The sequence below is a fragment of the Cryobacterium sp. M25 genome, from assembly GCF_002929635.1.
Taxonomy (GTDB): Bacteria; Actinomycetota; Actinomycetes; order Actinomycetales; family Microbacteriaceae; genus Cryobacterium; species Cryobacterium sandaracinum.
In genome coordinates, this window is the sequence record NZ_PJJU01000055.1 from 131,061 (window position 1) to 157,089 (window position 26,029).

The window sequence follows — 26,029 nt, forward strand, 5'->3', positions numbered from 1 at the left end:
CGGTAGCTAGCCGAAAGGCTCCTGCGTGCTATGCGACCAGCGAACGCAGGACGTACTGCAGGATGCCGCCGTTGCGGTAGTAATCGGCCTCACCCGGAGTGTCGATGCGGACGACCGCGTCGAACTCGACCGTGGCCTTGCCGGCGGCAGACTGCGCACTCGGCGCCGCCGTGACGCGCACCGTCTTCGGGGTGACCCCGCTGTTCAGCTCGACGAGACCCTCGATTGTGACGACCTCCGTGCCGTCCAGTCCAAGTGACGCCCAGCTCTGGCCGGCCGGGAACTGCAGAGGCACGACGCCCATCCCGATCAGGTTCGAACGGTGGATGCGTTCGAAGCTCTCCGTGATGACGGCCTTCACCCCGAGGAGGCTGGTGCCCTTCGCGGCCCAGTCGCGGGACGAACCCGAACCGTATTCCTTGCCACCGAAGATGACCAGCGGCGTGCCGGCGGCCTGGTAGTTCTGCGAAGCGTCATAGATGAACGCCTGCGGAGCCCCGTCAACGGTGAAGTCGCGGGTGTAGCCACCCTCGACTCCGTCCAGCAGCTGGTTGCGGAGACGGATGTTCGCGAACGTGCCGCGGATCATGATCTCGTGGTTGCCGCGGCGCGAGCCGTAGGAGTTGAAGTCGCCCCGTTCGACGCCGTGCTCCAACAGGTAGGCGCCGGCCGGGCTGTCGGCCTTGATCGAACCAGCAGGGCTGATGTGGTCGGTCGTGACCGAGTCGCCCAGTTTGGCCAGCACACGGGCACCGACAATGTCGACCACCGGGGTAGTCTCCATGGTCATGCCGTCGAAGTATGGAGGCTTCCGCACATACGTGGACTCAGGGTCCCACTCGAAGACCTCGCTGTCCGGTGTCGGCAGGCCGCGCCAGCGCTCGTCGCCCTCGAAGACATGGCCGTACTGCTTCGTGAACATGCCGGTGTCGATCGAGCCGTCGATCGTGGACTGCACCTCGGCGGAGTCGGGCCAGATGTCCTTGAGGAACACCTCGTTGCCGTCGCTGCCGATGCCGAGCGCATCCGTCTCGAAGTCGAAGTTCATCGAGCCTGCGAGGGCGTAAGCGATGACCAGCGGCGGGCTGGCCAAGTAGTTCATCTTGACGTCGGGGCTGATCCGACCCTCGAAGTTGCGGTTGCCTGAGAGCACCGCGGTGACGGCGAGGTCGTTGTCGTTGATCGCGGTCGTGACCTCGTCGATGAGCGGGCCGGTGTTGCCGATGCAGACCGTGCAGCCGTAGCCGACGGTGTAGAAGCCGAGGGCCTCCAGGTCGCTGGTGAGGCCGGCCTTCTCGTAGTAGTCGGTGACGACCTTCGAGCCCGGAGCCAGGGTGGTCTTGACCCACGGCTTGCTCGTGAGGCCCTTCCTGACGGCGTTTCGGGCGAGCAGGCCCGCGGCGAGCATGACACTCGGATTGGACGTGTTCGTGCACGAGGTGATGGCCGCGACAGCGACCGCTCCGTGGTCGAGCGTGTAGTTCGCGCCGTCCTGCGTGGTGATCGCGACGGGCCTGGACACGCTGATCGGAGCGTGGCTCACATGGTTGTGTGAGGCCTTGTGGTCAAGGTTCTCGTCCTCGGCGGTAAAGCCGATCGGGTCTGAAGCAGGGAAAGAGGCCTCGACGGCCGCGTCCACAACAGTCCAGTCCTGCGTCGCGTAGCTCTGCAGGTCAAGTTCGAACTGCGACTTCGCCTCGGTGAGGATGACGCGGTCTTGCGGGCGCTTCGGGCCGGCAATCGATGGCACGACGGTGCCCAGGTCGAGCTCGAGGTACTCGCTGAAGACGGGTTCCTTGTCGGCATCGTGCCACAGGCCCTGCAGCTTCGAGTAGGCCTCGACGAGTGCAACCTGCTCGTCGCTGCGACCGGTCAGGCGCAGGTAGTCGAGGGTGACGTCGTCGATCGGGAACATCGCGGCCGTGGATCCGAACTCCGGGCTCATGTTGCCGATCGTGGCCCGGTTGGCCAGCGGAACCTGCGAGACACCCGCGCCGTAGAACTCGACGAACTTACCGACCACGCCGTGCTTGCGCAGAATCTGGGTGATGGTGAGCACGACATCCGTCGCGGTGACGCCGGTCGGAATGGAGCCGTTGAGCTTGAAGCCGACCACCTTGGGAATGAGCATCGAGATGGACTGGCCAAGCATGGCTGCCTCGGCTTCGATGCCGCCCACACCCCAGGCGAGCACGCCGAGGCCGTTGACCATGGTCGTGTGCGAGTCGGTTCCCACGCAGGTGTCGGGGTAGGCCTGGAGCACGTCGTTGCCCTCGGCGTCCGGCACGGTGCGGGTCATCGTAACGCGGGCCAGATACTCCAGGTTGACCTGGTGCACAATGCCGGTTCCGGGCGGCACGACCTTGAAATCGTTGAACGCGGTCTGGCCCCAGCGCAGGAACTGGTACCGCTCACCGTTGCGCTCGTACTCGATCTCCACGTTGCGCTCGAGGGCGTCCGCGGTTCCGAACAGGTCGGCGATGACGGAGTGGTCGATGACCAGCTCGGCCGGAGCCAGCGGGTTGATCTTCTTCGGGTCGCCGCCGAGTTCGGCGACGGCCTCGCGCATGGTGGCGAGGTCGACGATGCACGGCACGCCGGTGAAGTCCTGCATGACGACGCGGCCAGGGGTGAACTGGATCTCGGTGTCGGGTTCCGCCGTTGGGACCCACTCGCCCAGGGCGCGAATGTGGGCCTCGGTGATGTTGGCGCCGTCCTCGGTGCGAAGGAGGTTCTCCAGCAGCACTTTCAGGCTGAACGGAAGCTTCTCGTAGCCCGTTACCGCGTCGAGACGAAAGACCTCGTAGTCCGTCGACCCGACCCGCAGGGTGTCCTTGGCTCCAAAACTGTTTACGACCGCATTATTAAGCGCCGACACGATGCCCTCTCCTTCGTGGAAACCGACGGCGAAACCGTCCGCAATCCTCAATCCTGACGACCGGACGCCTGCCCCTGCCAGCAAGGGTAACCTAACCGGCGGATGCCACGTGCGGACGATGTCCAACGCCGAACTATCTTGACGTAGAGATAACTCTAGCGGTGCCACCGCGTTTCCCGCGCTTATTTCCGGCAGATGTCGCGGAATCGCGGTGAATTTAATCGGGCCGGCGACCCGCTGCGTCGTCGGTCTCCCGGTCGTCGACGCGGTAGACCGCCCGGACCACCAGCCACGAGATCACCAGGAGCGGCGCGTAGAGCGGAATCCCCATCAGGAGCTTGACGGCGCCGAGCCACTCCACGTTTCCGGAGTAGTAGAGGGGAAGCTGAACGGCCAGGCGCAGGGCGAACAAGCCCGCCCAGCAGAGCGTGAGAATGGTCAGCACCCGACGCCTGGACCGGTTCGACCGCCAGGCGATTCCCTCGCCCATCAGGAATCCGACAGCCAGCCCGATCAGCGGCCAGCCGACGACCGCCGAGATGAAGAGGGCACCGCCGTACAGTCCATTGGTCCAGAATCCGGGCAAAAAGAAGTCTTCGGCGCGGCCGGTGAACAGAGCGAGCACGGCGCTGACGATCAGTGCCACCAGGCCGCCGACGGCAGGCGTCACCGTTTGGCGACTAATCCGGCGCAGAACGATGAAAACGACGCCGATCAGCACCGGCACAACGAGGGACAGCACCAGCGACTGCTCGGGAAAAAGCTGCCGGGTGAAGGTGTAGGTGATCAGGAAGACAAGTCCGGGCAGCAGGGCCTCGACCAGTCCACGGATGCCGCCCATCGCGGCCAGCAGGGCGCGCCCGCTGATCGGATCACCCTCGGCCGCCGGCGTGAAGCCGGCCCGCCGGGCCGCCGCCGCCATGCCGTCGGCGAACGCGGCCGGCACGGGCGAGTCAGGCGCGTTCTCTGATGCGTCGGGCTCGCGGGCCTCGTCGGGGAGTGGTGCGTCCGTCATCCCGGCGTTCTTCAGGACTGGCCCGGCTCGGCCGCAGTGGCGGGGGTGGCCGGCATCCGCAGCGGAATGAGGTCACGCGGCGGCATCGGGGCGGATCCGCGCACCACGACGATGCTGCGGAACAGGTTTTCGATCTCGGTCGCGGCGTCGGTGTTGATGGCACCCTCGCCGGCAATCACGCCGCGCAGGAACCAGCGCGGGCCGTCGACTCCGATGAAGCGGGCCAGCCTGCTCGTTCCGTCGGATCCGTGACCCGCGGCCACGGGAATCTCGGCCACCAATTCGGGGCCGAACGGGCCTTCGCGCAGGGTCGTCGTTCCGCCCTGCTTGCCGATCTGATCGGCGATCTGGGCGCGGATTTCGTTCCACAGGCCACTTGAGCGGGGCGCGGCGAACGGCTGTACCTGGAGGGTGGAGCCGGCGTAGTCGAGCCCGATCGCCACGACCCGCTTGCTGCCCTCTTCGATCTCCAACCGTAGGTGAAGCCCCTCACGCGGGAGGATCTTGACCCCGCCGAGGTCCACGTAGGGCCGCACCGGGTTGGCTTCGGCTTCGTCGAGGGGACCCTCGGTCGCACGATCGTCCGGCGCCGACTTGGCCGTCTCGTCCGGGTTCTCCTCCGGGTTCGCGGTGTCGCTCACTGGTTGTCTCCTGACGTTGAGGTGCCCGTGCTGATGTTCCGGCTCAGGCCGGTGGACCCGAATCCGCCAACCCCGCGCTGGCTGCCGGGCAGCCGATCCACGGGAATAAACGTGGCCCGACTGACGGGCATGATGATGATCTGGGCGATGCGGTCGCCGATCGCGATCGCATGGGGCGTGGTCTGGTCGGTGTTGAGCAGCGTCACCTTGATCTCGCCGCGATACCCGGCGTCGACGGTGCCCGGCGCGTTCACGATCGTGATGCCGTGCTTGGACGCGAGACCGCTGCGGGGCACGACGAATGCCGCGAAACCGTCGGGCAGGGCGATCGACACGCCCGTGCCGACCAGTGCTCGTTCGCCGGGGGCCAGGACTAGAGCCTGGGAGGAATGAAGGTCCGCTCCCGCGTCACCCGGGTGCGCGTAGCTCGGGAGGATGGACGCGGTAATCAGGACTTCGACGCTTTCTGCCACGTGTCGAGGCTAGTGCAGAAGTCTGATCGAATAGACCCATGCCTGAATATCGCGAAAAACTCTGGGCCTCTCCCGCACCCTATGTGGCGACTGCGCTCATCATTCCTGCCAGCATCCTCGTGTTCGCACCGATTTCGATGCTGGCCGGGGTGCTGCTGGCCGCCGGTCTGTACGCCGCTTGCGTTCTGGCGCTGCTCTTGTCGGCACCGGTGGTGCAGGTGCGGGGCGGTGAGCTCACCGCCGGGCGCGCGAGCATATCGATCGATCTGGTTGGCGAGGTTCAGCCCTTCGACGGAGATGAGGCCGCCCTGGAACGTGGCCAACGGCTCGACGCCCGGGCCTGGCTGCTCATCCGCGGCTGGATTCGGCCCGTCGTGCGAATCCCGATCCTGGATGCGACGGATCCGGCGCCGTATTGGCTGGTGTCGACGCGGCGCCCACAGAAATTGGCCGCCGCGATCAACGGATCGCGACGACCAGCATCACATGATTGAGCGCGTTTAGGAGTCGCACTCCAGGCATACCAGGCCGAGCTTGGTCTCGTGCGACATCTGCGAACGGTGCTTCACCAGGAAGCACTCCACGCAGGTGAACTCGTCCGCCTGCGGAGGCAGAACGACGACATCGAGGTCGAGGTCGGACAGATCAGCGCCGGGAAGATCGAAACCACCGGGGTTGTCCGAGTCGTCGACATCTACGACACCGGACATCTTGTCGGGTACGCGCTCCTTGAGGGCCTCAATCGACTCTGAGTCGTCTTCGGTCTTCCGTGGTGCGTCGTAATCGGTTGCCATACCCATCCATTCAGTTACGCCGAGAAAGGATTTCGGCGGCCATAGTTTCCAACAATCCGGGCGGAATAGCAAACTACACGCCGCGTCATTTGCTCGGCACAGTCATCAACTTGCGGCACGCCCGGCGTATTCCCCGAAGATTCACTCTTTACATGGCATTCTTAGTCGCACTAGTGATGGCGAAAGGGCTTTCAACATGCAGGAATTGAAAGTTATTGGAGTCGAGAGCGGTGCGCTGCTCGCAGCGTCTGAAGAGGGAGACCGATTCAGGATCCCCATCGACGAAGTTCTCCAGTCCCGGCTTCGCCAGGCCCAGGTGGAACCAGCGTCGGGGCCGAAGCTGAGTCCCCGGGAAGTGCAGGCGCACATCCGTGCCGGCATGTCCGCCGAGGACGTCGCCGCGGTCACGGGTGCGTCCATCGATTTTGTGCGCCGCTTCGAGGGCCCGGTCGTCGCCGAACGCGACTACATGGTCTCCTGCGCGCTGAGCGTGCCGGTGCACACCGCCATCGACCTCGACCCGATCGAGGGCGGCGCCAACTTCGGCACCGTCATCCGTGAGCGTCTGGCCTCGCTCGGCGCCACGAACGAGCGCTGGGCCAGCTGGAAGGAACCCGGCGCCGGCTGGATCGTCAAACTGGCCTTCACCGCCGATGACATCGACCACGACGCCCGGTGGGGCTTCGAACCCAAGAAGAACTCGCTCTCTCCGGACGGCAGTGAAGCCATCGCCTTGTCGCAGCAGGGTGAACTGAAGGGTGCCCTGATCCCGCGGCTGCGGGCCGTCGGCGCCGAGACCAGCCTCGCCGATGTGTCCCGCTTCGACAGTGGCGCCTTCACATTCAAGGAATCACTGTCCGAGGAGACGTTGCACGATACGGCGCCGCTTCTGGACCCGGTGCCGTATTCCCGGTCGGCCGGCACAACGGATGCCGTGTCCCGTGCAGCCATCAAGCGCGCCGACGAACCGCCGCAGAGCCTGAGCGAGACGGCCGACCTGCTGGCGTCACTGCGCCGCCGCCGCGGGGAGCGCGAAGCCGCCGCTTTCGAAAGCAACCAGGTCGAGAGCCACTCCAGCCACAGCAACCCCGCCAGCACCAGCCCGGCCCCGGGCATCCGATTGGTGGACCAGCCGGTCGAGGCCGCCGCGGAACCCCACGTCGCTCCCTCGGCTCTCGCCGCCCCGCCGACCGAGGCCCCCCGCAACGCCTGGTCTGCCCAGGCCGCCGGGGGTCAGTCACCGGCCGCGACTCCGCGAGCGTCGGGTCATGGCAAGCGCGGGCGGGCCTCGATGCCCAGCTGGGACGAAATCGTGTTCGGTGCCCGCACCGACGACGACCTGCCCTAGCACGCAGGGTTTCAACGGCACCGGCACCGGTCCGACGAGCCTGTGCATACGACTCGCCCACGCATTCGACTACCCTAGGCAAGTGAGAATCAACACCCGGCTGCGATCCACAAGCCGGATTCCTCTGCTCCAGGCAGTGAAGACATCCGTGGCCGTCGCCCTCGGCTGGATCCTGTCGCAACTGCTACTGGACACGGAGCAGCTGCCCGTCTTCGCCGCGATCGCCGCCCTGCTGGTGGTGCAGCCGAACATCAACCAGACCCTCGGTCGCGCAGTCGAACGCAGCCTGGGTGTTATCGGCGGGGTCATCATCGCCTATGGCGTCGGTGTCGCATTCGGCCAGTCCAGCTGGGTCGTTCTCCTGGCCATCGTGTTCTGCATCATGCTGGCGTGGGCGCTTCGGCTGGCCCCCAGCTCGGCGAGCCAAATTCCGATCAGCGCCATGCTCCTACTCACAATCGGCACGGCTACGGCTGAATACGCGCGGGATCGCATCGTCGAAACCATCATCGGGGCGGCGGCCGCACTCCTCGTCAACGCCCTGATCGTGCCGCCAGTGCTTCTTCGTCCGGCGCACGCGGCTGTGATCCGACTTGCCTACGAGATCGCGGACACCCTCGACCGGATCGTCGACGCCCTGCGATTTCCGCAGAAGGCCAGCCAGATCGAAGAGATGATGATCAAGGTGCGTCTGCTGCGCCCCATGCTCGCCAAGGCGGATCAGGCGCTCAAGCAGGCCGAGGAGAGCCTCACGCTCAACCCGCGGCACGCGGTGAACCGGCGTCTCCTCGACATCGACGAGGAGCTCTTCGCCCGGCTGACCTCGCTCGTCGCACGCGCGATCGGCATGACCCGGTCCCTGCGCGACCACTACGACCATTCCCTGCACCTCGAGCCCACGGTGCTCGCGATCACTGTCGAGCTGAGCCGTGCCGCCCATGACCTGAGGCTCCTCACCGAACAGGTGGACCACCCCGGCGTCCAGCAGGTCAGCCTGCCGCAGAGACCACCCACCCTGACCGCCCCCCTGATCATTGCGACGCCTCATCCGCAGCACTGGATCCTGATCGGATCCCTGATGGAGGACCTACGCCGGGTGCGTGAGGAGATCAAGGGCGAATAGCCGATGATTTCCGAGGTGCACAATATGCCGTCGGATCGAAAGGGAGCGCGCGCGTTTCTGACCCCGAACGCCTGCGCTCGGCCCGAGCAGCGTGGTCTCTCATTCACGACCAATACCCCGGGGCGTAGAGGATCGGAGCGGCCGCGTCGGTACCCTAACCAAAGGTCAACACGAGAGGGACCTCACTCCCGTGGGGTCCCTCTCGTGTTCTTGTCCACCCTGCGCAGACCTCTGCGCGCGGACGACTACGCCTGGTTGAGCGCGGCCTGAAGTTCGATGGTGATGATGACCTTTTCGCCGAGCAGCATTCCGCCGGTCTCAAGGGCCGCGTTATAGGTGAGGCCGAAGTCGGCGCGGGTGACCTCGGTCTTCGCCGTGGCGCCGGCCTTGTAGTTGCCGTACGGGTCGGTGCCGAAGCCGCCGAACTCGAAGTCAAAGGTTACGGGCTTGGTGACGCCCTTGATGGTGAGGTTGCCGTCGACGAGGAAGTCGTCCTTGACCTGACGCACGCCGGTAGAGACGAAGTTGATGGTCGGGTAGGTCTCGGCGTCGAAGAAATCGCCGGTGCGCAGGTGGCCGTCGCGGTCCGCCTGGTTGGTGTTGATCGTCACGACCTGGGCCGTGGCCGTGACGGAGGAGTCGAGCGGGTTCTCGCCGGTGACGAAGGTCGCGTCGAACTTCTCGAACGTGCCCTTGACCTTGCTGATCATGAGGTGGCGGATGCTGAAACCGACCTCACTGTGGGTCGGGTCGATGGTCCAGGTTCCGGCCTTGTAGCCGGGTATGCTCGCTGCGGTGGTCTGAGTCATGGGTTCTCCTCAATTCGCGGAACGGTGGATTCTCGTCCTCATCTTTATGCAAGCGCATAGGAAAGTGAAATATTCCGAATCGGGGAGAGTTCTTTTCGACAGTGGTCCGGCCACTCCCGCCGGAATCCCTTGACTGCCTCCGGGGCCGAGGGTACCGTCGGTCGCTCAGGGGGCTGGTGCATGGGTGGAACGGAGGGCTGAAATGCGCTCACGGTTCTTGCTCCCCCCGGGTCTGCTGATCGCCCTGCTCGCCGGATGCGCGTCCCCGGCCCCTTCGTCTCCCTCCTCTGCTTCGGCGCCGGCAACCGAGAGCGTGGTAATGCGCCCCATCACCGAGGGCGGTCTGCCTGCCGCGGGCTTCACCGTCACCGAGGAGACGACCGTCACGCTCGAGTGTGGCAGCGCGTCGTTCGATGAACGGCCGTCCGCGGTCGCCGTCGACGACAACATCCACGCCTGCACACCGTCGAGCGCGTTCGCCGTAGCGTGCTGGCAGGATGCGGCGCCCGGCTTTGTGGCCTGCTACCGCGACCCGTGGACCACGGCGGTGGTGCGCCTGCCGAGCACCGGGAGCCTGCCGGCGGCCACCGCGCCCGAGCAGGCGCGACCGCTCGGGCTGTTGCTCAGCGACGGGGACCGCTGCCTGATTCGCAGCGGTGGCGTTTGGAACGACCTGACCGAGCACCCCGCCTGGTACGGCACCTACTCGTGCACGGAAGATGGGGCGGTCTGGGCGGAGAGCGCAGACGGCATCGATCGGTCAGGTCCCCGGTGGACGGTGCGCGTCGCGCCCATTTCGGGGGGAGATCCGCTCACCACCCGCGAGGTCGTCACGGCGTACTTCGTCGGCACGGCAGAGGGCTAGCGGACTGAGAGCTGACCGGGCGCCCGGCGTACTGGGTCATGACTTTGGTGACACCCAGCTGAGGACACTCCGGTGCCTCCGACGAAGACGAGAATGCGTGATTAGAGTGTGCCGGCATCCATGAGTTCCTACTCGGTGCGGTTCGCTGCACAATCAGGATTCGGGGTTCACTCCTGGGATGCGCTGAGGGCGGCCCGGCCGCGCAGCACCAGGAGCTTGTAGGCAGCATCATCGATCTGCTCCGGCGTGAGCCGCCCGGTATCGACCGCTTCGACGATTCTGCCGATCAGAACTGTGACATCGGTGCCGTACCGTGCGGGATTCGCCAGCAGAACGTAGAGCAGCATGGTGTTGCCCGCTGCCAGGGCGGCGATCCCGTTCTCGGCCGGATCGGCGTACTCCGGCAGGCCGGAGTCCTGGAGCATCAGCAGATCGTCGGTAATCGTGACGCCGTCGAAACCGAGTTCGGTGCGGAGGATCTCGTGCCAGGCCGGCGACAGGCTCGCCGGACGCGGATCGACGCTCGGGTCGGCCGTGAGGTCGGCGACGATGCCGAAGTTGACACTCACGCCGACGGACTGGAGCAGGGTCGACCAACTGCGGAAGGCATCCTCTGTGGCCGGTGCGGGAGCGTCTGCAGCTGGGCAGCCCGGGGCGCCAGGTCGGCGGGCAGCCGGGAGACCTCGCCGCCCTCCTGGTCGATGCCGATGAGCAGCGGGAGTTCCGGGTCGGGACTGAGGGCATCCGTCATTGCCCGCATTTCTTCCGGGGAGACCGGCACGTTGTCACCCATCAGGATGAGTCCACCGAGGCCGTTCGCCCCGGCGAAGGTGCGCAGCTCGGCCGCATCTGTTCCCGGCTGGTGCAGCATCAGTAGGCTCGCGACCTTCTCGGTCAGGGACATGGCGGCCAGGCGGCGAGTGGCGTCTTCGGCAACAGGGTCGGCCGACCAGCCGGGCCGGAGCGGGGCGGCGGTGCCGCTTTTCGCGTCCGTTCCGCGCGCCGCGGTGCAGCCGGAGAGGGTGAGGGCCAGCAGGGCCATGGCGGCGAGCGCCGCCAGGCGGGGGGCTGGGGCCGGGTGTCGTCGGCCGGAGATCACCGGTCCAGGCTAACCTGCCGGCAGCTACCAGGGCGAAGCGCCCATCCGCTTCACCGCCGGCGGCGTTAGAATCGGTCTTCGAGCGGGGAGGCGCGCATGCAGATGAGGGACATGGCCGGCGAGGCCGTGCTGATCGCCGCCGGCGGGCGGTCCATCCTCCTGCAGATCGCCGACCCGGCGATCGGCCACGGAATTGCGCACCACAGCGACTTCGCCTCCCGACCGCTCGATCGGCTGGACGGCACCCTGACCTACGTGTACGCGGTCGTGTTCGGAACGCCGGAGGAGGCTGCCCGGGCACGACGCCGGGTCGATCACGCCCACGCCCCGGTGTCGGGCTTGGCCACCGAGGCTCGTCCGGCTTACACCGCCTTCACCCCGGAGCTGCAGCTCTGGGTGGCGGCGACCCTGTATGACTCCGCCATGACCATGCGGGAGCTGGTCTACGGCCCGCTCGACGGAGCCACGGCGGACGCGCTTTACCGGGAGTACGCCGTGCTGGGCACGGCGTTGCAGATGCCCGCGGAGCTGTGGCCGCCCAACCGGGCCGCCTTCGCCGCCTACTGGGACCGACGCGTCGGCGAGTTGCAGACGGATGCCGCCACGCGCGCCGTGGCACGCCAGCTGCTGCATCCCCGCACCGGGCCGCTCTGGCTGCGGCTGATGATGCCACTGGGCCGGTTCGTGACCGTCGGGCTGCTCCCCTGCTCGGTGCGGGAACTGTTCGGCCTGCCCTGGACCGCGGGGGCGCAGCGCCGCTTCGACCGGCTGATCCGGCTGACCATACGTGTCTATCCCCGGCTTCCGCGCCGGCTGCGCCATTGGCCCAAGAACCACTACCTGCGCGCGATGCGGTAGTCGCCTGCGCTGGCGGTAGTCTGAGGGTTTCCCCAGCCTGAGGATTCCAATGACGCAGCACTCGGCCCCCGCCGCCCCGGGCACGCCCGACGGTCTCGACGCTATCGACCGGCAGATCGTGGCCGAACTCAGCCGCGACGGCCGCCTGTCGATGCGCCAGCTGGCCGTGCTCGTGCACATTTCCCGCACCACCGCGCACACCCGGATGCAGAATCTCGTGCGTCACGGTGTGGTCACTGGATTCGGAGCACAGATCGACCGCCGGGCGCTCGGGCTCAGGGTCTCCGCCCTCGTGATCGTCAAGATCGGCGATGTCTCTTGGGCCGAGATGGCCCGGCGCCTGAGTGAACTGCCCTTCGTCGAAAAAGCTCAGGCCGTGAGCGGCGACATCGACATCATCCTCACCGTCAGCGCTCCGGACCACGAGCAGCTGAGCCAAGCCATCCTGCGCGATATCCACAGCATGCCCGGCGTGATCTCCACCCGGTCCCACCTCATCCTCGAGGAAATCACCGGCCTGCCCCCGGCCCGTGCCGCGGACAGCTGGCGCTGAACGGTCGTTTTCCGCGGACGAATGGCCTGGCGCGACGCCGCTTCGGACCAATCGTTCGCATCCGTCGCCGGGGCATCGTCGACGGCGCGGAGATGCCCCACCATTGCGACATGAGCCTCAATGTCGAGAGCCTGGTTGAGAGCCCCCTCACCGCGCCGCGTCCCCTCCGCCTGATCGATGACACCGGTCGCGCCGCGCCACTCGATGAGGCCTTCGGGTTTACCTTGCCGGACCCGACCACACTGCTCAATCTCTACCGGCGCATGGTCGTCGCCCGCCGGTTCGACGTGCAGGTCACCGCGCTGACCCGGCAGGGACGCCTGGCAACGTACCCGTCAGCTCTCGGCCAGGAGGCCTGCGAGATCGCCGCGGTCGCCGCCCTCGGCGCCGAGGACTGGCTCTTCCCCACCTACCGGGACAGCATCGCCCTACTGACCCGCGGCGTGCCGCCCGAGCACATCCTGGCCTCGTTCCGCGGGGACTGGCACAGCGGCTACGACCAGAACGCCCACCGGATCGCCCCGCAGGCCACCCCTCTGGCTACCCAGGCGCTGCACGCCGTGGGGCTCGCGACCGCGTCCAAGCTCAAACGGGAGCGCACCGTCGCACTGACCCTGCTCGGCGACGGCGCCACCAGCGAGGGCGACGCCCACGAGGCGTTCAACTTTGCTGCCGTCTGGCAGGCCCCGGTCGTCTTCGTGGTGCAGAACAACCAGTACGCGATCAGCGTGCCGCTGGACAAGCAGATGCGCTGCCGCACCATCGCCGACAAGGCCATCGGCTACGGGATGCCCGGCTACTTCGTGGACGGCAACGACGTCGCCGCAATGTACGCGGTCACCTCGTCGGCAATGGAGAACGCCCGCGCCGGCCACGGCCCGACCCTGATCGAGGGTCTGACCTATCGGATGGAGGCACACACGAACTCCGACGACCCAAGCCGCTACCGCGATCCCGGGGATCTGGAGATCTGGCGACGCCGCGACCCGATCACCCGCCTGGACACCTACCTGTGCGAGATCGGTGCGCTGAGCGACGCGGAGCGTGCGGACATCCGTGCCGAGGCCGAGGATCTGGCGGCGGACACCCGCGAATGCATGACCCGGTCCGCCCCAGTGGATCCGCTGGAGCTGTTCGACCACGTCTACGCGACCCCGCGCGCCGCCCTGGCGGAACAACGAGCTTTCCTCGCAGCTGAGCTCGACGAGCACGCAGAGAACGCAGAGCACGCCGAGCACGCCGTCGCAGCATCCGTCGCCGCCCACTCAGGAGTCAACTCATGACGCTCCCCGACACCGCACCGACGCCCCTGCGCGCACCGGTCACTCTCACCATGGCGGCGGCGCTGAACGCCGCGATCCAGGACGCGATGCGCGACGATCCGACGGTCGTCCTGTTCGGTGAGGATGTCGGCCCGCTCGGCGGCGTCTTCCGTGTGACCGACGGGCTGTACGCCGAATTCGGGGAGAGCCGCGTGAGCGACTCGCCGCTGGCCGAATCGGGGATTGTGGGCACCGCGATCGGCATGGCCATGTACGGCCTGCGCCCGGTGGTCGAGATGCAGTTCGACGCGTTCAGCTACCCTGCGTTCGAGCAGATCGTTTCGCACGTGGCCAAGATGCGCAACCGCACCCGTGGGCGCATCCAGCTGCCCCTTGTGATCCGGATCCCCTACGCCGGCGACATCGGGGGTGTGGAACACCACTCCGATTCCTCCGAGGCCTACTGGACGGCCACGCCCGGCCTTACGGTGGTCTCGCCATCGAATCCGGCGGATGCCTATTCAATGCTCCGCGAGGCCATTGCTTGTGACGACCCGGTCATTTTCCTCGAACCCAAGAGCCGGTACTGGGCCAAAGCCGAGCTCAGCCTGCCTGTGCGCACCGCGCCGATGACCACTGCGGTCGTGCTGCGGGAGGGCACCGATGTCACGCTGATCGCCTACGGTCCGACCGTGAAAACGGCCCTCGCGACAGCCGAGCTGGCCGTCGCCGAGGGGCTCTCGATCGAGGTGATCGACCTGCGCAGCCTCTCCCCGTTCGACGACGAGACGGTGGGCGCCTCCCTGCGGAAGACCTCCCGCGCCACTGTGCTGCATGAGGCGGCGCAGTTCGGCGGCTACGGGGCCGAGGTCGCCGCCCGGCTGACCGAGCGCAACTTCTTCCACCTGGCAGCGCCGATCCTGCGGATCACGGGTTTCGATATCCCCTATCCCTCCCCCAAGCTCGAGCAATACTTTCTGCCCACTCCCGACCGCATCCTGACCGCCCTCGGAACCTGGGAGTGGAACTGATGGGTCAGAATTTCATCCTGCCCGACCTCGGCGAAGGACTCACCGAAGCCGAAATCGTCTCCTGGCTGGTCGCCGTGGGCGACACCATCACCATCGACCAGCCCGTGGTGGAGGTCGAATCGGCCAAGTCCATCGTGGAGTTGCCGTCGCCGTTCGGCGGTGTGGTCGAGGCCCTGAACGGGGTCGCCGGCCAGATCATTCACGCCGGGCAGGTGCTGCTGACAGTGACGGATGCCGCCGAGGCCGACACCGCACGGCCGACCGCTCGGACTGCTGTTACGCCCGCGGCGATGGCAGCCGGGGTTCCGGTCGCGGAGGTCGACGGGTCGGCATCCGGTGCCGTGCTCATCGGCTACGGCACGAGGGAGAACACGCGTCCCGTGCGGCGCCCTGCCACTGCGCGCTTCGGCGTGCGACCCGGCTCAGCGGCTCCGGTCGTCGCGGCAATCGTCGAACCGGTCTCCGAGGTGACTCCGGCCACCCCGGTAACGGCTCCGGCCTCTCCGTCTTACCCGGCCGGCCGCTCCCCCGTGGTCTCACCGCTGGTGCGGCGTCTGGCCCGCGAAAACGGCCTCGACGCGACCCTGCTAATCGGCAGCGGGAGCAACGCGCTTGTGCTGCGCCGGGACGTGGAATCGGCAATCCGGGAACGGGCCGCAGCGGTTGAGTCCACACCGGTGGTCGAGCCCGCGGCACTGGCCCAACCTGCACCCGTGGCGGAGCCGGTCGGAACCCGGGCCGCACCCACCGACGACATCCGAATCCCGATCACCGGCCTACGCAGGGTGGTGTCGGAGCGGATGACCACCTCGCGCCGGGAAATCCCCGAGGCAACCGTCTGGCTCGATGTGGACGCCACCGAGGTCTTCGCCGCGCGGGACCGTCTCTTCGACGCCACAGGCGAACGCTTCAGCGTGACCGCGCTGATCGCCCGGTTCACGGTCGCCGGACTGCGCCAGTTTCCGCTGTTGAACTCCTCAGTCGACACGGCCAGCCAGGAGATCCTCCAACGCGGTGCCATCAACCTCGGGCTTGCCGCTCAGACCCCGCGGGGGCTGATGGTGCCGGTCGTGCACGACGCCCACTCACTGACCACCCGCGAACTCCGGGATGCGATCGCCGGTATCGTGACCCAGGCAACGGATGGCTCGTTTCCCCCATCTCGACTCAGCGGCGGCACCTTCACCCTGAACAACTTCGGTGCTCTGGGTGTCGACGGGTCAGCCGCGATCATCAACCACCCTGAGGCCGCCATTCTGGGCATCGGACGGATGATCGAGCGCCCCTGGGTGGTCAATCACGCCCTCGCGGTGCGCACTGTGGTCGAGCTGTCGCTGGTCTTCGACCACCGGGTCTGTGACGGAGGCACCGCCGCCGGTTTCCTCACCTACGTCGCACGCTGCATCGAGAACCCTGTGAGCATGCTCGCCGACCTCTGACCGAGCCGCAAACGGCCTCGACCCTGCTGTGGTGCCGCCTGGGGTCGAGGCGTGCGCCAGGTCGTCTACGACACGCCAGGACATCTCGTGGCAGGGGTTTCCTGCCGCTGGGGTTTGTTGCGGTCGACGCCCTCAAGTGCGAATCCTCACCGGGCGGGTTATCCGGGCGCTCCGCCCGGATGCGTTTGCTTCTGGCCCCGAATTCCAAGCCCGAGTGCGCTCAAGGTCCGGCTTGCGGGCAGCCTGGCGGTCCGTGCCGTTCGCAGGCGAGCGCGCTCGACTGCGCGCAGTTCAGCGCGACACGATTATCGAGCAAGTCTCTCGATATAACTCCGAGGCTGTGATCTGTATCGGAGTGCCATTCGGACACACCAGACCCAGTTGATCGTCCCGCAAGGCAATACGATCCGGCTCGATGGCAGAGCCCGCACAGTCAGCGCCGACAACACCTGAAGTCAGCGCGGCAAGCATGACAAGGTATGCCAGCGCTGCGACTATTCGACTGTTAGAACCACCCCGACGGCCCTCCAGTGAATACCGAATCTGCCGGCGCGACGCGAGGTCGGACTGGTGGAGCTAGGAGCGTGGTTCTCACGCGAGCAGAAGGTCACGCAGGCCCAGACCGTTCATGGTGCGTTGGTTCGACCGGCGCCAGCACTTAACCCGACTCCGATAGAACTGTAGCCGTTGCGCATTCGAAACCGAACCAGCTTGTGCACTGGAACACGCGTGGAGCCGATAATGCGGTCAATCTCATTTCGACGGGACTTTCTCGGCGGAACACACTTTGTAGAAATGGACTTCCATGATCGTCAAAAATTCCGCTTTGGTTCTCGTTACCCTCGTCGGCCTCGCTACCGTCACCGGCGCGGCCGCACCATCACAGGCCGACATCGTGCTCGGCGAACCGCAGGATGCCGCCCACGCGCACAATGACTATGAGCATGAGCGTCCGTTATTTGATGCCCTCGAGCACGGATTCACCAGTGTGGAAGCCGATGTTTGGCTCGTAGATGGCGAGCTTCTCGTCGCTCACGATCTCGAGGATGTCCAGGCGGGGGTTACTCTCGAAAGCCTCTACCTGGATCCGCTCGACCGCCTCGTGGACGGCCGTGCTGGCAGTGTCTACTCTGGCTGGGATGGCAGCTTCCAACTTCTGATCGACATAAAGAGTGACGGCGAGAGTACCTACGCTGCGATCGAGGAAGACCTGGCTGAGCATCGCTCGATCATGACCAAGTACACGAACGGCAAAACCAAATCCGGACCGGTTGTCGCCGTGGTCAGCGGCAACCGCCCTCTAAAAACCATGCAAAATCTTGACTCACGGTTGGCTTTCTATGACGGCCGCTCCGGCGACCTGACATCTGGAATACCAGCCGATCTCATGCCGCTGGTCAGTGAGAATTGGAACAAGCTATTCGTGTGGCAGGGCGTCGGTCCGATGCCGGAAAGCGAAAAGGTCAAGCTGCGCGAATACGTGCAGTCGGCGCACTCCCAGGGCTACCGCGTCCGTTTCTGGGGAACCCTCGATGTTCCGGGCGAAGCCCGCGAAGCGATCTGGACTGAGCTGCACGAGGCCGGCGTTGACCACATAAATACGGATGACCTCGCCGCGCTGGAGGAGTTCCTGGGGAGCCGGAGCTAGCGGAAATCGCCATCCACTCGCCCGGACCTGAAAGAAGTACTGTGTACACAGTTGAAATCGATCGGTGTCCCCAGTTCGCGAACGAATTCCGCCGTTAACGGCACTGGCCTCCACGGCAAAATCTCCCAACGGGCTGCTGGGAGATTCATGCGGAGACCGTTTCCAAAGGCCACTCCCCCGAGACGTCGGAACGGTCCTTGTTGCCCGAAGTCGGGCAAGGCCTGTAGCTTTCGGAAATGACGTCCGACCGTGTAAGGCCGACAGGGAACCGCCGCCTACCCTCCTGGGCCGCGGGGTCGATGGGCGCCTACCTCGTGTCAGTCGCCGGGCTCATTGCGGCAGTGTCCGTGATGCGCGCCTTCGAACTGGGCGTCGGGACGGCCGCACCCGAAGCGATGGTTCTGCTCATCGTGGTTCTGACGTTGCCGTTATCTACTGCTTACTATGTCGTCGGTTCACTGGGTTCATCGCAAATGTCCGGGCCAGCAGAATTCGCCGTCGAAGCATTGACCATGAGCGCGGCGTTGTACTACCTGGGATTCTTCCTCTTGGCTGCGATCAATGCTGCCATCTTCAGATGGATAGTTATCAGCACTCGCCGTCGGCGGGCGGAAGCTCAGTCTGATTCCTGACGGTCAACCGACGCGCTAGGGCCCGTGGATCCAGCGCGAAGCAGTGGCCTGGCGAGGACAAGCCCGCAAACCAGGCCGGCGAAGGCAACAGGGAAAGCCACCAAAGCGCTGAGGTGTGGGAAGAGAGAACCTCCGAAAAACAAGGTGAGGCCGCCGACAAGGACAGCCGGGGCTGCGACGAGGGCGCAGGTCCAGATGGGGGCGTGCATCAACCGAGCCCAGACCGCGGCCCCGACGAGGGCGACCGAACCCGCGAGAATGAGAATCTTCCCAGCACGATCGCGTTCAAGAGCCTCACCGGTTGGCTCAAAAAAGAATGTTCGATCGAGACCTGTCCCCAACAGGACCAGCCCGACGAGGATGAGCGCGGACCATGCGACCAGGGCGGCAACCCAGAGTGAGAGGCGGACCCAACTGGCTGTCATCGCTCCACTCATTTCTGTTGTAGGCATGTGCGGAACGTGAAATGCGCTTCTTGAAAGCCGCAGGTCGTCGAGTGTCATCTCGTCAGGTTCCCCCCAACTGGACGCGTCAACCGCGGGACCGAGGCCCGACCCTACTGTTCAGAATCGCTATCCGCACCGCCCCATTCGGGGAAGAAGCCTCGGCGTTGCCCGACGCTTTGGTCTGACGATCGCGTGCAGAAGTGTCGCCCATGGGACGAATCTGACACCGGGCACCTGCTTCGCGCCTTCGGTGCCAACGATGACCTCGCAACCCAGGTCGGCGACACCGACCTGTCAACGCTCGAGCGCTGCCAGGAATTCATCGCACTTCAGCTCGCCCCATCCAGCCCGTCCGTGCGCAACTTCGCAATCAGCGTCGACGGCAAGGCTGTCGGCAACGTGGGCATCGGAAACATGGAGCATCGACACGACACCGGTAGGGTCTACTACTGGGTGTCCGCCGAGGCCCGAGGCCAAGGCCTCGCCTCACGCTCCCTCGCCTCGGCTACCGCTGGGCATTTGAAAGGCGCGACTCGCTCCGGCTCGAGCTCAAGCACAGGGTCAACAACCCGGCGTCCTGCATCGTCGCACTGGAAGTGGGATTCAATATCGCAATCTCCCAGCGGGCTGCTGGAAGGTTGATGCGGAGACCGTTCTGCTATCGGCGTCTCTTTGCTCGGGCGGCGAACTCGTCAAGGACTTGAACGACGTCCTTGGCTAGCCAAATTCGATTTCGTCGTCCGTCTGTGATTTGGGTCAAAATGTTGGCGTCAACAAGGCGATCGATAGCGACCTGGGCATTGACGCTCGAAATACCGAGCTGAGCTGCGGCTGCGGCTGCGCCGATCACGGGTTGCCGAAGCAGAATACCCACGAGCCGGTGTACCGCTGAATCTCGTCTCGCGCTGATGCGCCCGCGCCACTCCACCTGCACGCTTTCCAGGTCAGCCACGAGGATTCGACCATTGTGCACCGCCGCGAACGACGCCTCCGCGATGGAACGGATGATCGGGGCGACATCCCCGGACCGGTACGCGCTCAGGGCATCGAAATATCGACCGGTGTCGTGAAGCAGCCCCGCGGAGACCGGAACAGCAACGTTTTGAGTGAGCCCTCCAGAACGCAGCATCGCCTGGATGAGTGCGCGACCGACCCTTCCATTTCCGTCGGGGAACGGATGGATTGTTTCAAATTGCGCATGAGCGATCGCGGTCTGGGCAAGCACGGGAAGATCAACTCGATTGGCGAAGGCAACAAGGTCGTCCATGAGCGCGGGGACGCGGTCCTGATGGGGCGGGACAAACTGTGCGGTGTGCGGCCCAAAACTCCCGCCACCGATCCAGACCTGCTGGTCACGCCAGTGACCGACGATGTCAGGATTGCTTTGCTCAAGGAGAGCGCGATGCATCTCCAGGATGGCGTTGCCGTCGATCGACTCAGACAGGGCAAGTGCCGCTTGCATCGCTCGGACGTTGCCGACGATGAGCTGCGCATTCTTCGAGGCGTGCTCACCGAGCTCCGCCAAGGCGATCTGCCGAGCGCCGCTCGTGAGGTTCTCAATTTCGGAGCTGGAGGCACTCTCGGTTCGAAGGAGAATGGACGCAAATGGTGCAGCGATTTGCCCCACTTCTGCATCGAAGCGGGCAAGCTCGCTGGCGGCCTCTTCAGTCAGCGCATGCATCTCGCTGTCGAACGGTATGTCGAGATCAGAGATCAACGCGGGCACCGACGCCAAGTACGGACCTGACGCCAGACGCTTCTGGGTTCGTAGGCCATACTCGTCCTGGACGCTTCGCCACGGCCGTTCTTCACAGCCGATCAACGGCCAGACCGACTTCTTCTCAAACATGGACATGTATCAAGTATACCAATGCTTATTAGCATATCCATAGTTACGGATTCACTCTATTCTGACTTATTCCACTCGACTGCTCCGAAACCTTGCGAAACGCACTTTCCGAAGCCAAAGAGAAGTCAGTGAAGTGCAGCGCTAGCTGGCGGTGAATTCGCATCGCTCAATGGCGTGAATGAACGGGTGAGCACATAGGGGTTCTCGATCCGATCAACAGATCATTCTGACTGGCGTGAAATTCGTGACCTGCGCTCGGAGATGATTCGCGAGACGCCGACCGGTTGACTCTCCCTGTGCACGAGAACGCGCGCGCGCGACGGGCGTCCGAAAGTCGGGGCTTCGCGGCCACCGGGTACCGTGTCCCATACAACCTCGACACCAGCAGGAGCGAACTGAAAATGGTCAAGAAGCTCTAACGCTCAATTGCCACCTTTTCGGTGGTACTGGCGACGTTGGCCGGGCTCGCTCACGTCCAGGGTTCCGCTTGCAGCCTTTAGGTTTGTGGGATGGATGAAGAGGTTCTGGCCGGGGGAAACTCGAGCATTGTCGTGCGGGTAGGCGACACCGTTTACCGCCCCGCCGGTCCTTGGACTCCCGCGGTCCATCAACTTCTGAGCACACTCCGCGCGGCGGGAGTGACGGAAGTACCTGAGCCCTTGGGCCTGGACGAGCAGGGCCGCGAAGTGCTCTCTTACCTTCCGGGAATCGTCGGCCACCACCCAATGCCCGGCTGGATCTGGTCGCCCAAGATCCTGCACGAGGCCGGGTCCTTGCTCCGAAGGGTGCATGACGCCAGCGCGCCCCTCGCGCACTCGGCCGCCATCTGGCAGCTGCCTGCGCATCAGCCAATCGAGGTGGTGTGCCTGAACGACATCGCACCGTACAACATGGTCTTCCAAGACGGGCACATCACGGGTCTGATCGACGTCGATATGGCCTCCCCCGGGCCTCGGATTTGGGACCTCGCGTACCTCGCATATCGGCTCGTCCCGCTCGGCGAGTACGCAGACCATGACGCTCCGGACTGGGATGCTCGCCTCGGCCGGCTCGATGCGCTCATCCGTGCGTACGGCTCTGAGTTCGATCAGGCTGCTGTGCTCCGTGCGGCAGCGCACCGGATGGAGGATCTTGCCGTTTTCACGGATCAACGTGCCGCCGACACAAGTCGCAATGATTTCGTGGAGCATGCCGCACTATACCGACGTGATCGCGACCGACTTTTTGATATGATCGCAAGCCTGCAGGCCTAATGAACGCGGATATCCAGGTAGTCCAAGTCAAACGCCGGCAGCATCCGCATGAATGAACATCTCGGCTATGCCATCGAAGAACGCTGGCTCAGCCTCACGATGCCGTGAAAGCACAAGAACACCCGCCCGGAAGAGGTTTCCGAATGCCACTCTTCCGGGACTTCGGAATCTCGGCAAATTGGTGCCGAGCCTGGGTCCATAGGCGTCCGACGAACGAGTCTGTCGTCAGGGCAGTTCACCTTGAAGTCACAACGCGGAAAGCGTCAGGTAGCCAGGCCTCGAAGTACGGGCGCCTGCTCGGTTGCCAGAAGTTCTGTGCAGGTCGAAGGAACCAAAAGGTGCCACCGTCGGCGCGGCCGCGCGAGCCGCCCAATATGCCACTTCGATAGTGAACTTCACCGCAGGTACTAAATGGAGCGCTGGCCGATAGCCGCGGCGGGTTCCAGGAGTCACTGGTCATCCACTCAGGGCACTTGGAGGCGCCTGGTAAATCCATTCCGCGCGACCGTTCTTGCGCGTACCATTCGATGCATCGCTAGACCGTGACCGGCGTGCCATGCTTGCCCGCGCGGAGCTATCCCAAAAGAGTGCACCATGCGTGCAACCAGCGACAACAACAGGCGTCCCGCATCGGAGAAAAACGGCGGTTGGGAACATAAATCGGTCAGCATTGCGCTCAGGTGGGATAGCGGTTATCGTCGCCGGGCGGTCAGGCATCGCGATGTTTACCCTTGAGCTGATGGGACCGGTTCTCGGTTTCGATGACACCGACAATCCCGCAGTGAGCCTCCATTATCTGCGCCAGTATCCGCAGTTTTACGCTTTGGCGGCGGTCGCAGTGTTTATCATGGCACTCGCGTACATCGTGGCGAGTTTCGCTATCTCAGATGTGCTTACGCCACGCACGAGTATGATCACGCGCCGAAGCCTGAGCGCGCTCGGACTTTTCGCGGCTGCGTTCTTGTTCATGCACGGGGTCTTGCGCGAGTCGGTGGGGCCGTTGCTCTACATCGACTCGGTCAATAGGGGATGGGGCGAGTCCGCATACCTCACCATTCAGATGTTGGGAACCCATGGTTTCCTTGCGGCGGGCCTCATTACGCTCGCTGTCTGGTCCGTGGGTATCTGTCTGGTCCGTGGGTATCTGTCTGGTCCGTGGGTATCTGTGTGGCCGGGGCTCACTCCCGCCCCCTTCCGATCTGGTTATGTGTCTTGGGATTAGTCGCAGGCCTCCGTCTCGTGATGCTCAATGCTGGGCCATTGATGACGGCAGCAGCGATCGACCTGCCCGGGATCTGGCTCGCCTCCATGGCACTGATCCCTCTGGGAATGCTTTGGTGGCTGACCCTCGGCGTGGTGCTGCTTGTCAAGTCCCGCCGCAGTCACGAGCAGCCACCTGTCAATTCAGCACAGTGAACCACACCGAGTAGATGCGTAATGAAACCTGTATGACGACAGCACGAGAATCACCCCGGCATACGATACCGTGCCGCAAACTCATCAGGGGAAGTGCGCTCACCTCGTTCCATCGTCACCTCAGCGCTCGAGGCAGTGGACGTGTTCGTCCGTTCGGAGGGGCCCGCCCCGAGCGCCTATGCCGAATTTCGGGACGACATCGCGAGGTTCACCAGCAACCTGCTCGATGGACGCCCAACCGGCGGCATCAAGTAGGTCCCGCCGGGAAGGTATGCCACCGGCGGCTGCCGCACTGCAACCCGCCCGCATGAGGTTCCGTTAGAGCAAATGACGCGCGGGAGCCTGACGCTTCTTTGCCCTCCGGACCTGGTGGAGGATCGGCTCGGTGTATCCGTTGGGTGAGGATGCACCGTCGATGATGAGTCGGCGGGCGGCCCGAAACGCGAGCCCAGGCCCGGTTCTGCCGATCAGCGCTTCATAGGTCGGGTCATCGGAATTCTGTGCATCGACGACCGCCGCCAGTCGCCCGAGGCTGGCGTCGACATCCGTCTTGCTGATGACGCCGTGGGTGAGCCAGTTCGCGAGGAGTTGACTGGAAATGCGCAGCGTCGCACGGTCCTCCATGAGCCCCACGCCGTGAATGTCCGGAACCTTGGAACACCCGACCCCCTGATCGACCCATCGAACGACGTAGCCGAGGATCGACTGAACGTTGTTGTTCAGCTCGGTCAGGCGCTCCTCATCGCTGAGGTCTCGCTCGGAGAGAGGGAGGACGAGAATCGGGTCCAGGGCCTGGCCTGTCCGCCCGGCCAGTTCGTGTTGACGGGCGGCCACGTCGACCTCGTGATAGTGGATCGCATGCAGCGTCGCCGCTGTGGGAGACGGGACCCAGGCTGTGGTTGCACCGGAATGGGGGTGCGAAATCTTCTGCTCGAGCATGTCGTGCATGAGATCGGGCATGGCCCACATGCCCTTGCCGATCTGGGCACGGCCGGGAAAGCCCGCCGCGAGACCGGCGTCGACGTTCGCGTTCTCGTAGGCAGCCATGAAGGGCATGGAACGTATCGAGCTCTTGGTGGCCACTGGCCCGGCGTGCATGGAGGTGTGGATCTCGTCGCCCGTGCGATCGAGGAATCCCGTGTTGATGAAGACGATTCGCTCGGCGGCAACGGCGATACAGGCCCGCAAGTTGAGCGTCGTTCGCCGTTCTTCGTCCATGATCCCGATCTTCACGGTGAGTGGGGGCAGGCCGAGGAGCTGCTCTACCCGGGCGAACAGGTCGACGGTGAACGCGACCTCGTGGGGGCCGTGCATTTTCGGCTTGACGATGTACACCGAGCCGGTGCATGAGTTGCCGCCGCGGGCCTCGCCGACGAGGTCGGGGAACGAACCGAGAACGGTCAGCACCGCGTCGAGGATTCCTTCGAACACCTCGGCGCCGGACGCATCCCGCACGGTGTCGGTCTGCATCAGGTGCCCGACGTTGCGCACCAGCAGCAGGCTTCGGCCGTGCAGCGTCAACTCGCCGCCGGTTGGAACGGTGTAGACGCGGTCGCCGTTCATGGTGCGCATGAAGACGCCGGCGCCCTTCCTGACGGTCTCATTCAGTGTGCCGCGCATGAGTTCGCGCCAGTTGCGGTAGCCGAGTACCTTGTCGTCGGCGTCGACTGCGGCAACCGAGTCTTCGAGGTCCATGATCGTGGTGACAGCGGACTCGAGCACGATGTCCTGGATGCCCGCGCTGTCCGTGGCCCCGATAGGTGCGGTCCGATCAATGATCACGTCGAGGTGCAGTCCGTGATGTCGGAAGAGCACGGACGACGGTTCCAACGCCTCTCCCCTGTAGCCGACCAGCGCCGAGGGCGACGCCAGGACAGCGGATGATCCGTCTTTCAAAGCCACGACCAGCGCACCGTTCTCGACTCGGTAAGCGACGGCATCAGCGTGCGAGCCCCGTTCGAGTGGGATGGCCTGGTCAAGCAGAGCCCGTCCGCGCGCGATCACCCGTCCGCCGCGGACGGCGTTGTAGGAATCCGCCCGGGACGCACCGCCGTCATCGGATATCGCGTCAGTGCCGTACAGCGCGTCGTAAAGCGAACCCCAGCGGGCGTTCGCCGCGTTGACAGCGAACCGCGCGTTGAGCAGCGGAACGACAAGCTGGGGTCCCGCCTGCGACGCGATCTCCGCATCGACGTTCGAGGTGGTGATGGTGAAGTCCCCGGGTTCGGGCGCGAGGTACCCGATCCTGGTGAGGAAAGCACGGTACTCGCCCGGGTCAGGCTGGCCGGGGTTAGCCCGGTGAAAGGCATCGATCTGGGCCTGCAGGTCATCCCTGATGCCGAGCAACTCAGTGTTCCGGGGAGTGAGGTCGCTGATCAGCGTGCTCAGCCCAAGCCAAAAGGCGTCCGCGGTGATGCCGGTTCCCTGCAGCGCCTCGTTCTCGACGAACGCGGCGAATGAGGAGGCGACATCGAGATCTGCTCGTTCGACGCGGGCGGAGAGGCCAGTAGTAGGCGCTGGGACGGATGCTGTGGTGGGTGTGTTCATCGTTGAACTCCTTGGGCTAGTGCGGGTACGCCCGCTCGGCCGACTGTGTC

25 protein-coding genes are annotated in these 26,029 nt (G+C 65.0%); 15 read left to right on the forward strand and 10 right to left on the reverse strand.

Annotated features, from left to right (window positions below):
- Positions 1–28: 28 nt before the first annotated feature.
- The 4 genes from acnA to dut form a co-directional block, all read right to left on the reverse strand.
- A complete protein-coding gene (gene acnA / locus CXY81_RS11540; RefSeq protein ID WP_104194953.1) occupies positions 29–2,878 on the reverse strand; it encodes an aconitate hydratase AcnA in 2,850 nt (949 codons plus the stop codon).
- A gap of 217 nt (positions 2,879–3,095) precedes the next feature.
- Complete coding sequence (locus tag CXY81_RS11545; RefSeq protein WP_104194905.1) at positions 3,096–3,893, reverse strand: DUF3159 domain-containing protein; 798 nt, start codon at positions 3,891–3,893, stop codon at positions 3,096–3,098.
- A gap of 11 nt (positions 3,894–3,904) precedes the next feature.
- Positions 3,905–4,534, reverse strand: a complete 630-nt coding sequence (locus CXY81_RS11550; RefSeq protein ID WP_104169733.1) for a DUF3710 domain-containing protein — start codon at positions 4,532–4,534, stop codon at positions 3,905–3,907.
- Positions 4,531–5,007 carry a dUTP diphosphatase gene (dut, locus tag CXY81_RS11555; RefSeq protein WP_104169732.1) on the reverse strand — a complete coding sequence of 159 codons (477 nt, stop codon included), beginning with the start codon at positions 5,005–5,007 and terminating at the stop codon, positions 4,531–4,533. The genes CXY81_RS11550 and dut overlap by 4 nt, the downstream gene beginning before the upstream one ends.
- Positions 5,008–5,045: 38 nt before the next feature.
- Here dut and CXY81_RS11560 point away from each other — a divergent pair, with 38 nt between their 5' ends.
- Entirely contained in the window at positions 5,046–5,501 is a 456-nt protein-coding gene (locus CXY81_RS11560; RefSeq protein ID WP_104194906.1) for a DUF3093 domain-containing protein, read from the forward strand.
- Positions 5,502–5,507: 6 nt separating this feature from the next.
- Here CXY81_RS11560 and CXY81_RS11565 read toward each other — a convergent pair whose 3' ends face one another.
- Positions 5,508–5,801 (reverse strand): DUF4193 domain-containing protein, encoded by a 294-nt coding sequence (locus CXY81_RS11565; RefSeq protein ID WP_104099606.1) that lies wholly within the window; start codon positions 5,799–5,801, stop codon positions 5,508–5,510.
- A gap of 196 nt (positions 5,802–5,997) precedes the next feature.
- On the opposite strand from CXY81_RS11565, the gene sepH reads away from it, so the two are divergent.
- Together sepH and CXY81_RS11575 are read left to right on the forward strand one after the other, a co-directional pair.
- Entirely contained in the window at positions 5,998–7,149 is a 1,152-nt protein-coding gene (gene sepH, locus CXY81_RS11570; RefSeq protein WP_104194907.1) for a septation protein SepH, read from the forward strand.
- An 82-nt stretch (positions 7,150–7,231) separates the two neighbouring features.
- On the forward strand, positions 7,232–8,272 hold the full coding sequence (locus tag CXY81_RS11575; protein WP_199183056.1) for an aromatic acid exporter family protein: 1,041 nt from the start codon (positions 7,232–7,234) through the stop codon (positions 8,270–8,272).
- A 245-nt stretch (positions 8,273–8,517) separates the two neighbouring features.
- Here the strand turns inward: CXY81_RS11575 and CXY81_RS11580 are convergent, their stop codons facing one another.
- Complete coding sequence (locus CXY81_RS11580) at positions 8,518–9,081, reverse strand: YceI family protein (RefSeq protein WP_104194909.1); 564 nt, start codon at positions 9,079–9,081, stop codon at positions 8,518–8,520.
- A gap of 319 nt (positions 9,082–9,400) precedes the next feature.
- On the opposite strand from CXY81_RS11580, the gene CXY81_RS11585 reads away from it, so the two are divergent.
- The gene (locus tag CXY81_RS11585) at positions 9,401–9,946 is read left to right on the forward strand and encodes a hypothetical protein (RefSeq protein ID WP_104169727.1); all 546 of its coding nucleotides are present in this window, start codon (positions 9,401–9,403) and stop codon (positions 9,944–9,946) included.
- A 167-nt stretch (positions 9,947–10,113) separates the two neighbouring features.
- Here CXY81_RS11585 and CXY81_RS11590 read toward each other — a convergent pair whose 3' ends face one another.
- Both CXY81_RS11590 and CXY81_RS11595 read right to left on the reverse strand, forming a co-directional pair.
- Entirely contained in the window at positions 10,114–10,515 is a 402-nt protein-coding gene (locus CXY81_RS11590; RefSeq protein WP_158252053.1) for a glycoside hydrolase family 3 N-terminal domain-containing protein, read from the reverse strand.
- Positions 10,512–11,045, reverse strand: a complete 534-nt coding sequence (locus CXY81_RS11595; protein WP_134542584.1) for a glycoside hydrolase family 3 N-terminal domain-containing protein — start codon at positions 11,043–11,045, stop codon at positions 10,512–10,514. The genes CXY81_RS11590 and CXY81_RS11595 overlap by 4 nt, the downstream gene beginning before the upstream one ends.
- A gap of 96 nt (positions 11,046–11,141) precedes the next feature.
- Here CXY81_RS11595 and CXY81_RS11600 point away from each other — a divergent pair, with 96 nt between their 5' ends.
- From CXY81_RS11600 to CXY81_RS17535, 8 genes are all read left to right on the forward strand, one after another.
- Positions 11,142–11,903, forward strand: a complete 762-nt coding sequence (locus tag CXY81_RS11600) for an oxygenase MpaB family protein (protein WP_233194141.1) — start codon at positions 11,142–11,144, stop codon at positions 11,901–11,903.
- 49 nt (positions 11,904–11,952) lie between these two features.
- Complete coding sequence (locus CXY81_RS11605; protein ID WP_104099599.1) at positions 11,953–12,456, forward strand: Lrp/AsnC family transcriptional regulator; 504 nt, start codon at positions 11,953–11,955, stop codon at positions 12,454–12,456.
- Between the two features lie 110 nt (positions 12,457–12,566).
- The gene (gene pdhA / locus CXY81_RS11610) at positions 12,567–13,739 is read left to right on the forward strand and encodes a pyruvate dehydrogenase (acetyl-transferring) E1 component subunit alpha (protein WP_104194913.1); all 1,173 of its coding nucleotides are present in this window, start codon (positions 12,567–12,569) and stop codon (positions 13,737–13,739) included.
- A complete protein-coding gene (locus CXY81_RS11615) occupies positions 13,736–14,749 on the forward strand; it encodes an alpha-ketoacid dehydrogenase subunit beta (RefSeq protein WP_104194914.1) in 1,014 nt (337 codons plus the stop codon). Before pdhA ends, CXY81_RS11615 begins: the two co-directional genes overlap by 4 nt.
- Positions 14,749–16,188, forward strand: a complete 1,440-nt coding sequence (locus tag CXY81_RS11620) for a dihydrolipoamide acetyltransferase family protein (protein ID WP_104194954.1) — start codon at positions 14,749–14,751, stop codon at positions 16,186–16,188. Before CXY81_RS11615 ends, CXY81_RS11620 begins: the two co-directional genes overlap by 1 nt.
- Before the next feature lie 805 nt (positions 16,189–16,993).
- Positions 16,994–17,836 carry a phosphatidylinositol-specific phospholipase C/glycerophosphodiester phosphodiesterase family protein gene (locus CXY81_RS11625; RefSeq protein ID WP_104169719.1) on the forward strand — a complete coding sequence of 281 codons (843 nt, stop codon included), beginning with the start codon at positions 16,994–16,996 and terminating at the stop codon, positions 17,834–17,836.
- A gap of 299 nt (positions 17,837–18,135) precedes the next feature.
- Complete coding sequence (locus CXY81_RS11630) at positions 18,136–18,468, forward strand: hypothetical protein (protein WP_104194915.1); 333 nt, start codon at positions 18,136–18,138, stop codon at positions 18,466–18,468.
- Positions 18,469–19,106: 638 nt separating this feature from the next.
- Positions 19,107–19,556, forward strand: coding sequence for a GNAT family N-acetyltransferase (locus tag CXY81_RS17535; protein WP_104194917.1), 450 nt, complete (start codon positions 19,107–19,109; stop codon positions 19,554–19,556).
- Positions 19,557–19,572: 16 nt separating this feature from the next.
- Here the strand turns inward: CXY81_RS17535 and CXY81_RS11645 are convergent, their stop codons facing one another.
- Positions 19,573–20,769, reverse strand: coding sequence for a Fic family protein (locus CXY81_RS11645; RefSeq protein WP_104194918.1), 1,197 nt, complete (start codon positions 20,767–20,769; stop codon positions 19,573–19,575).
- Positions 20,770–21,272: 503 nt separating this feature from the next.
- Here CXY81_RS11645 and CXY81_RS11650 point away from each other — a divergent pair.
- The 3 genes from CXY81_RS11650 (at position 21,273) to CXY81_RS16435 (ending at position 23,432) form a co-directional block, all read left to right on the forward strand.
- On the forward strand, positions 21,273–22,016 hold the full coding sequence (locus tag CXY81_RS11650) for a phosphotransferase (protein WP_104194919.1): 744 nt from the start codon (positions 21,273–21,275) through the stop codon (positions 22,014–22,016).
- 721 nt (positions 22,017–22,737) lie between these two features.
- Complete coding sequence (locus CXY81_RS11655; RefSeq protein WP_104194920.1) at positions 22,738–23,238, forward strand: hypothetical protein; 501 nt, start codon at positions 22,738–22,740, stop codon at positions 23,236–23,238.
- Positions 23,239–23,279: 41 nt separating this feature from the next.
- Positions 23,280–23,432, forward strand: a complete 153-nt coding sequence (locus CXY81_RS16435) for a hypothetical protein (protein ID WP_158252054.1) — start codon at positions 23,280–23,282, stop codon at positions 23,430–23,432.
- A gap of 318 nt (positions 23,433–23,750) precedes the next feature.
- Here the strand turns inward: CXY81_RS16435 and CXY81_RS11660 are convergent, their stop codons facing one another.
- On the reverse strand, positions 23,751–25,979 hold the full coding sequence (locus CXY81_RS11660) for a malate synthase G (RefSeq protein WP_104194921.1): 2,229 nt from the start codon (positions 25,977–25,979) through the stop codon (positions 23,751–23,753).
- Between the last annotated feature and the right edge of the window lie 50 nt (positions 25,980–26,029).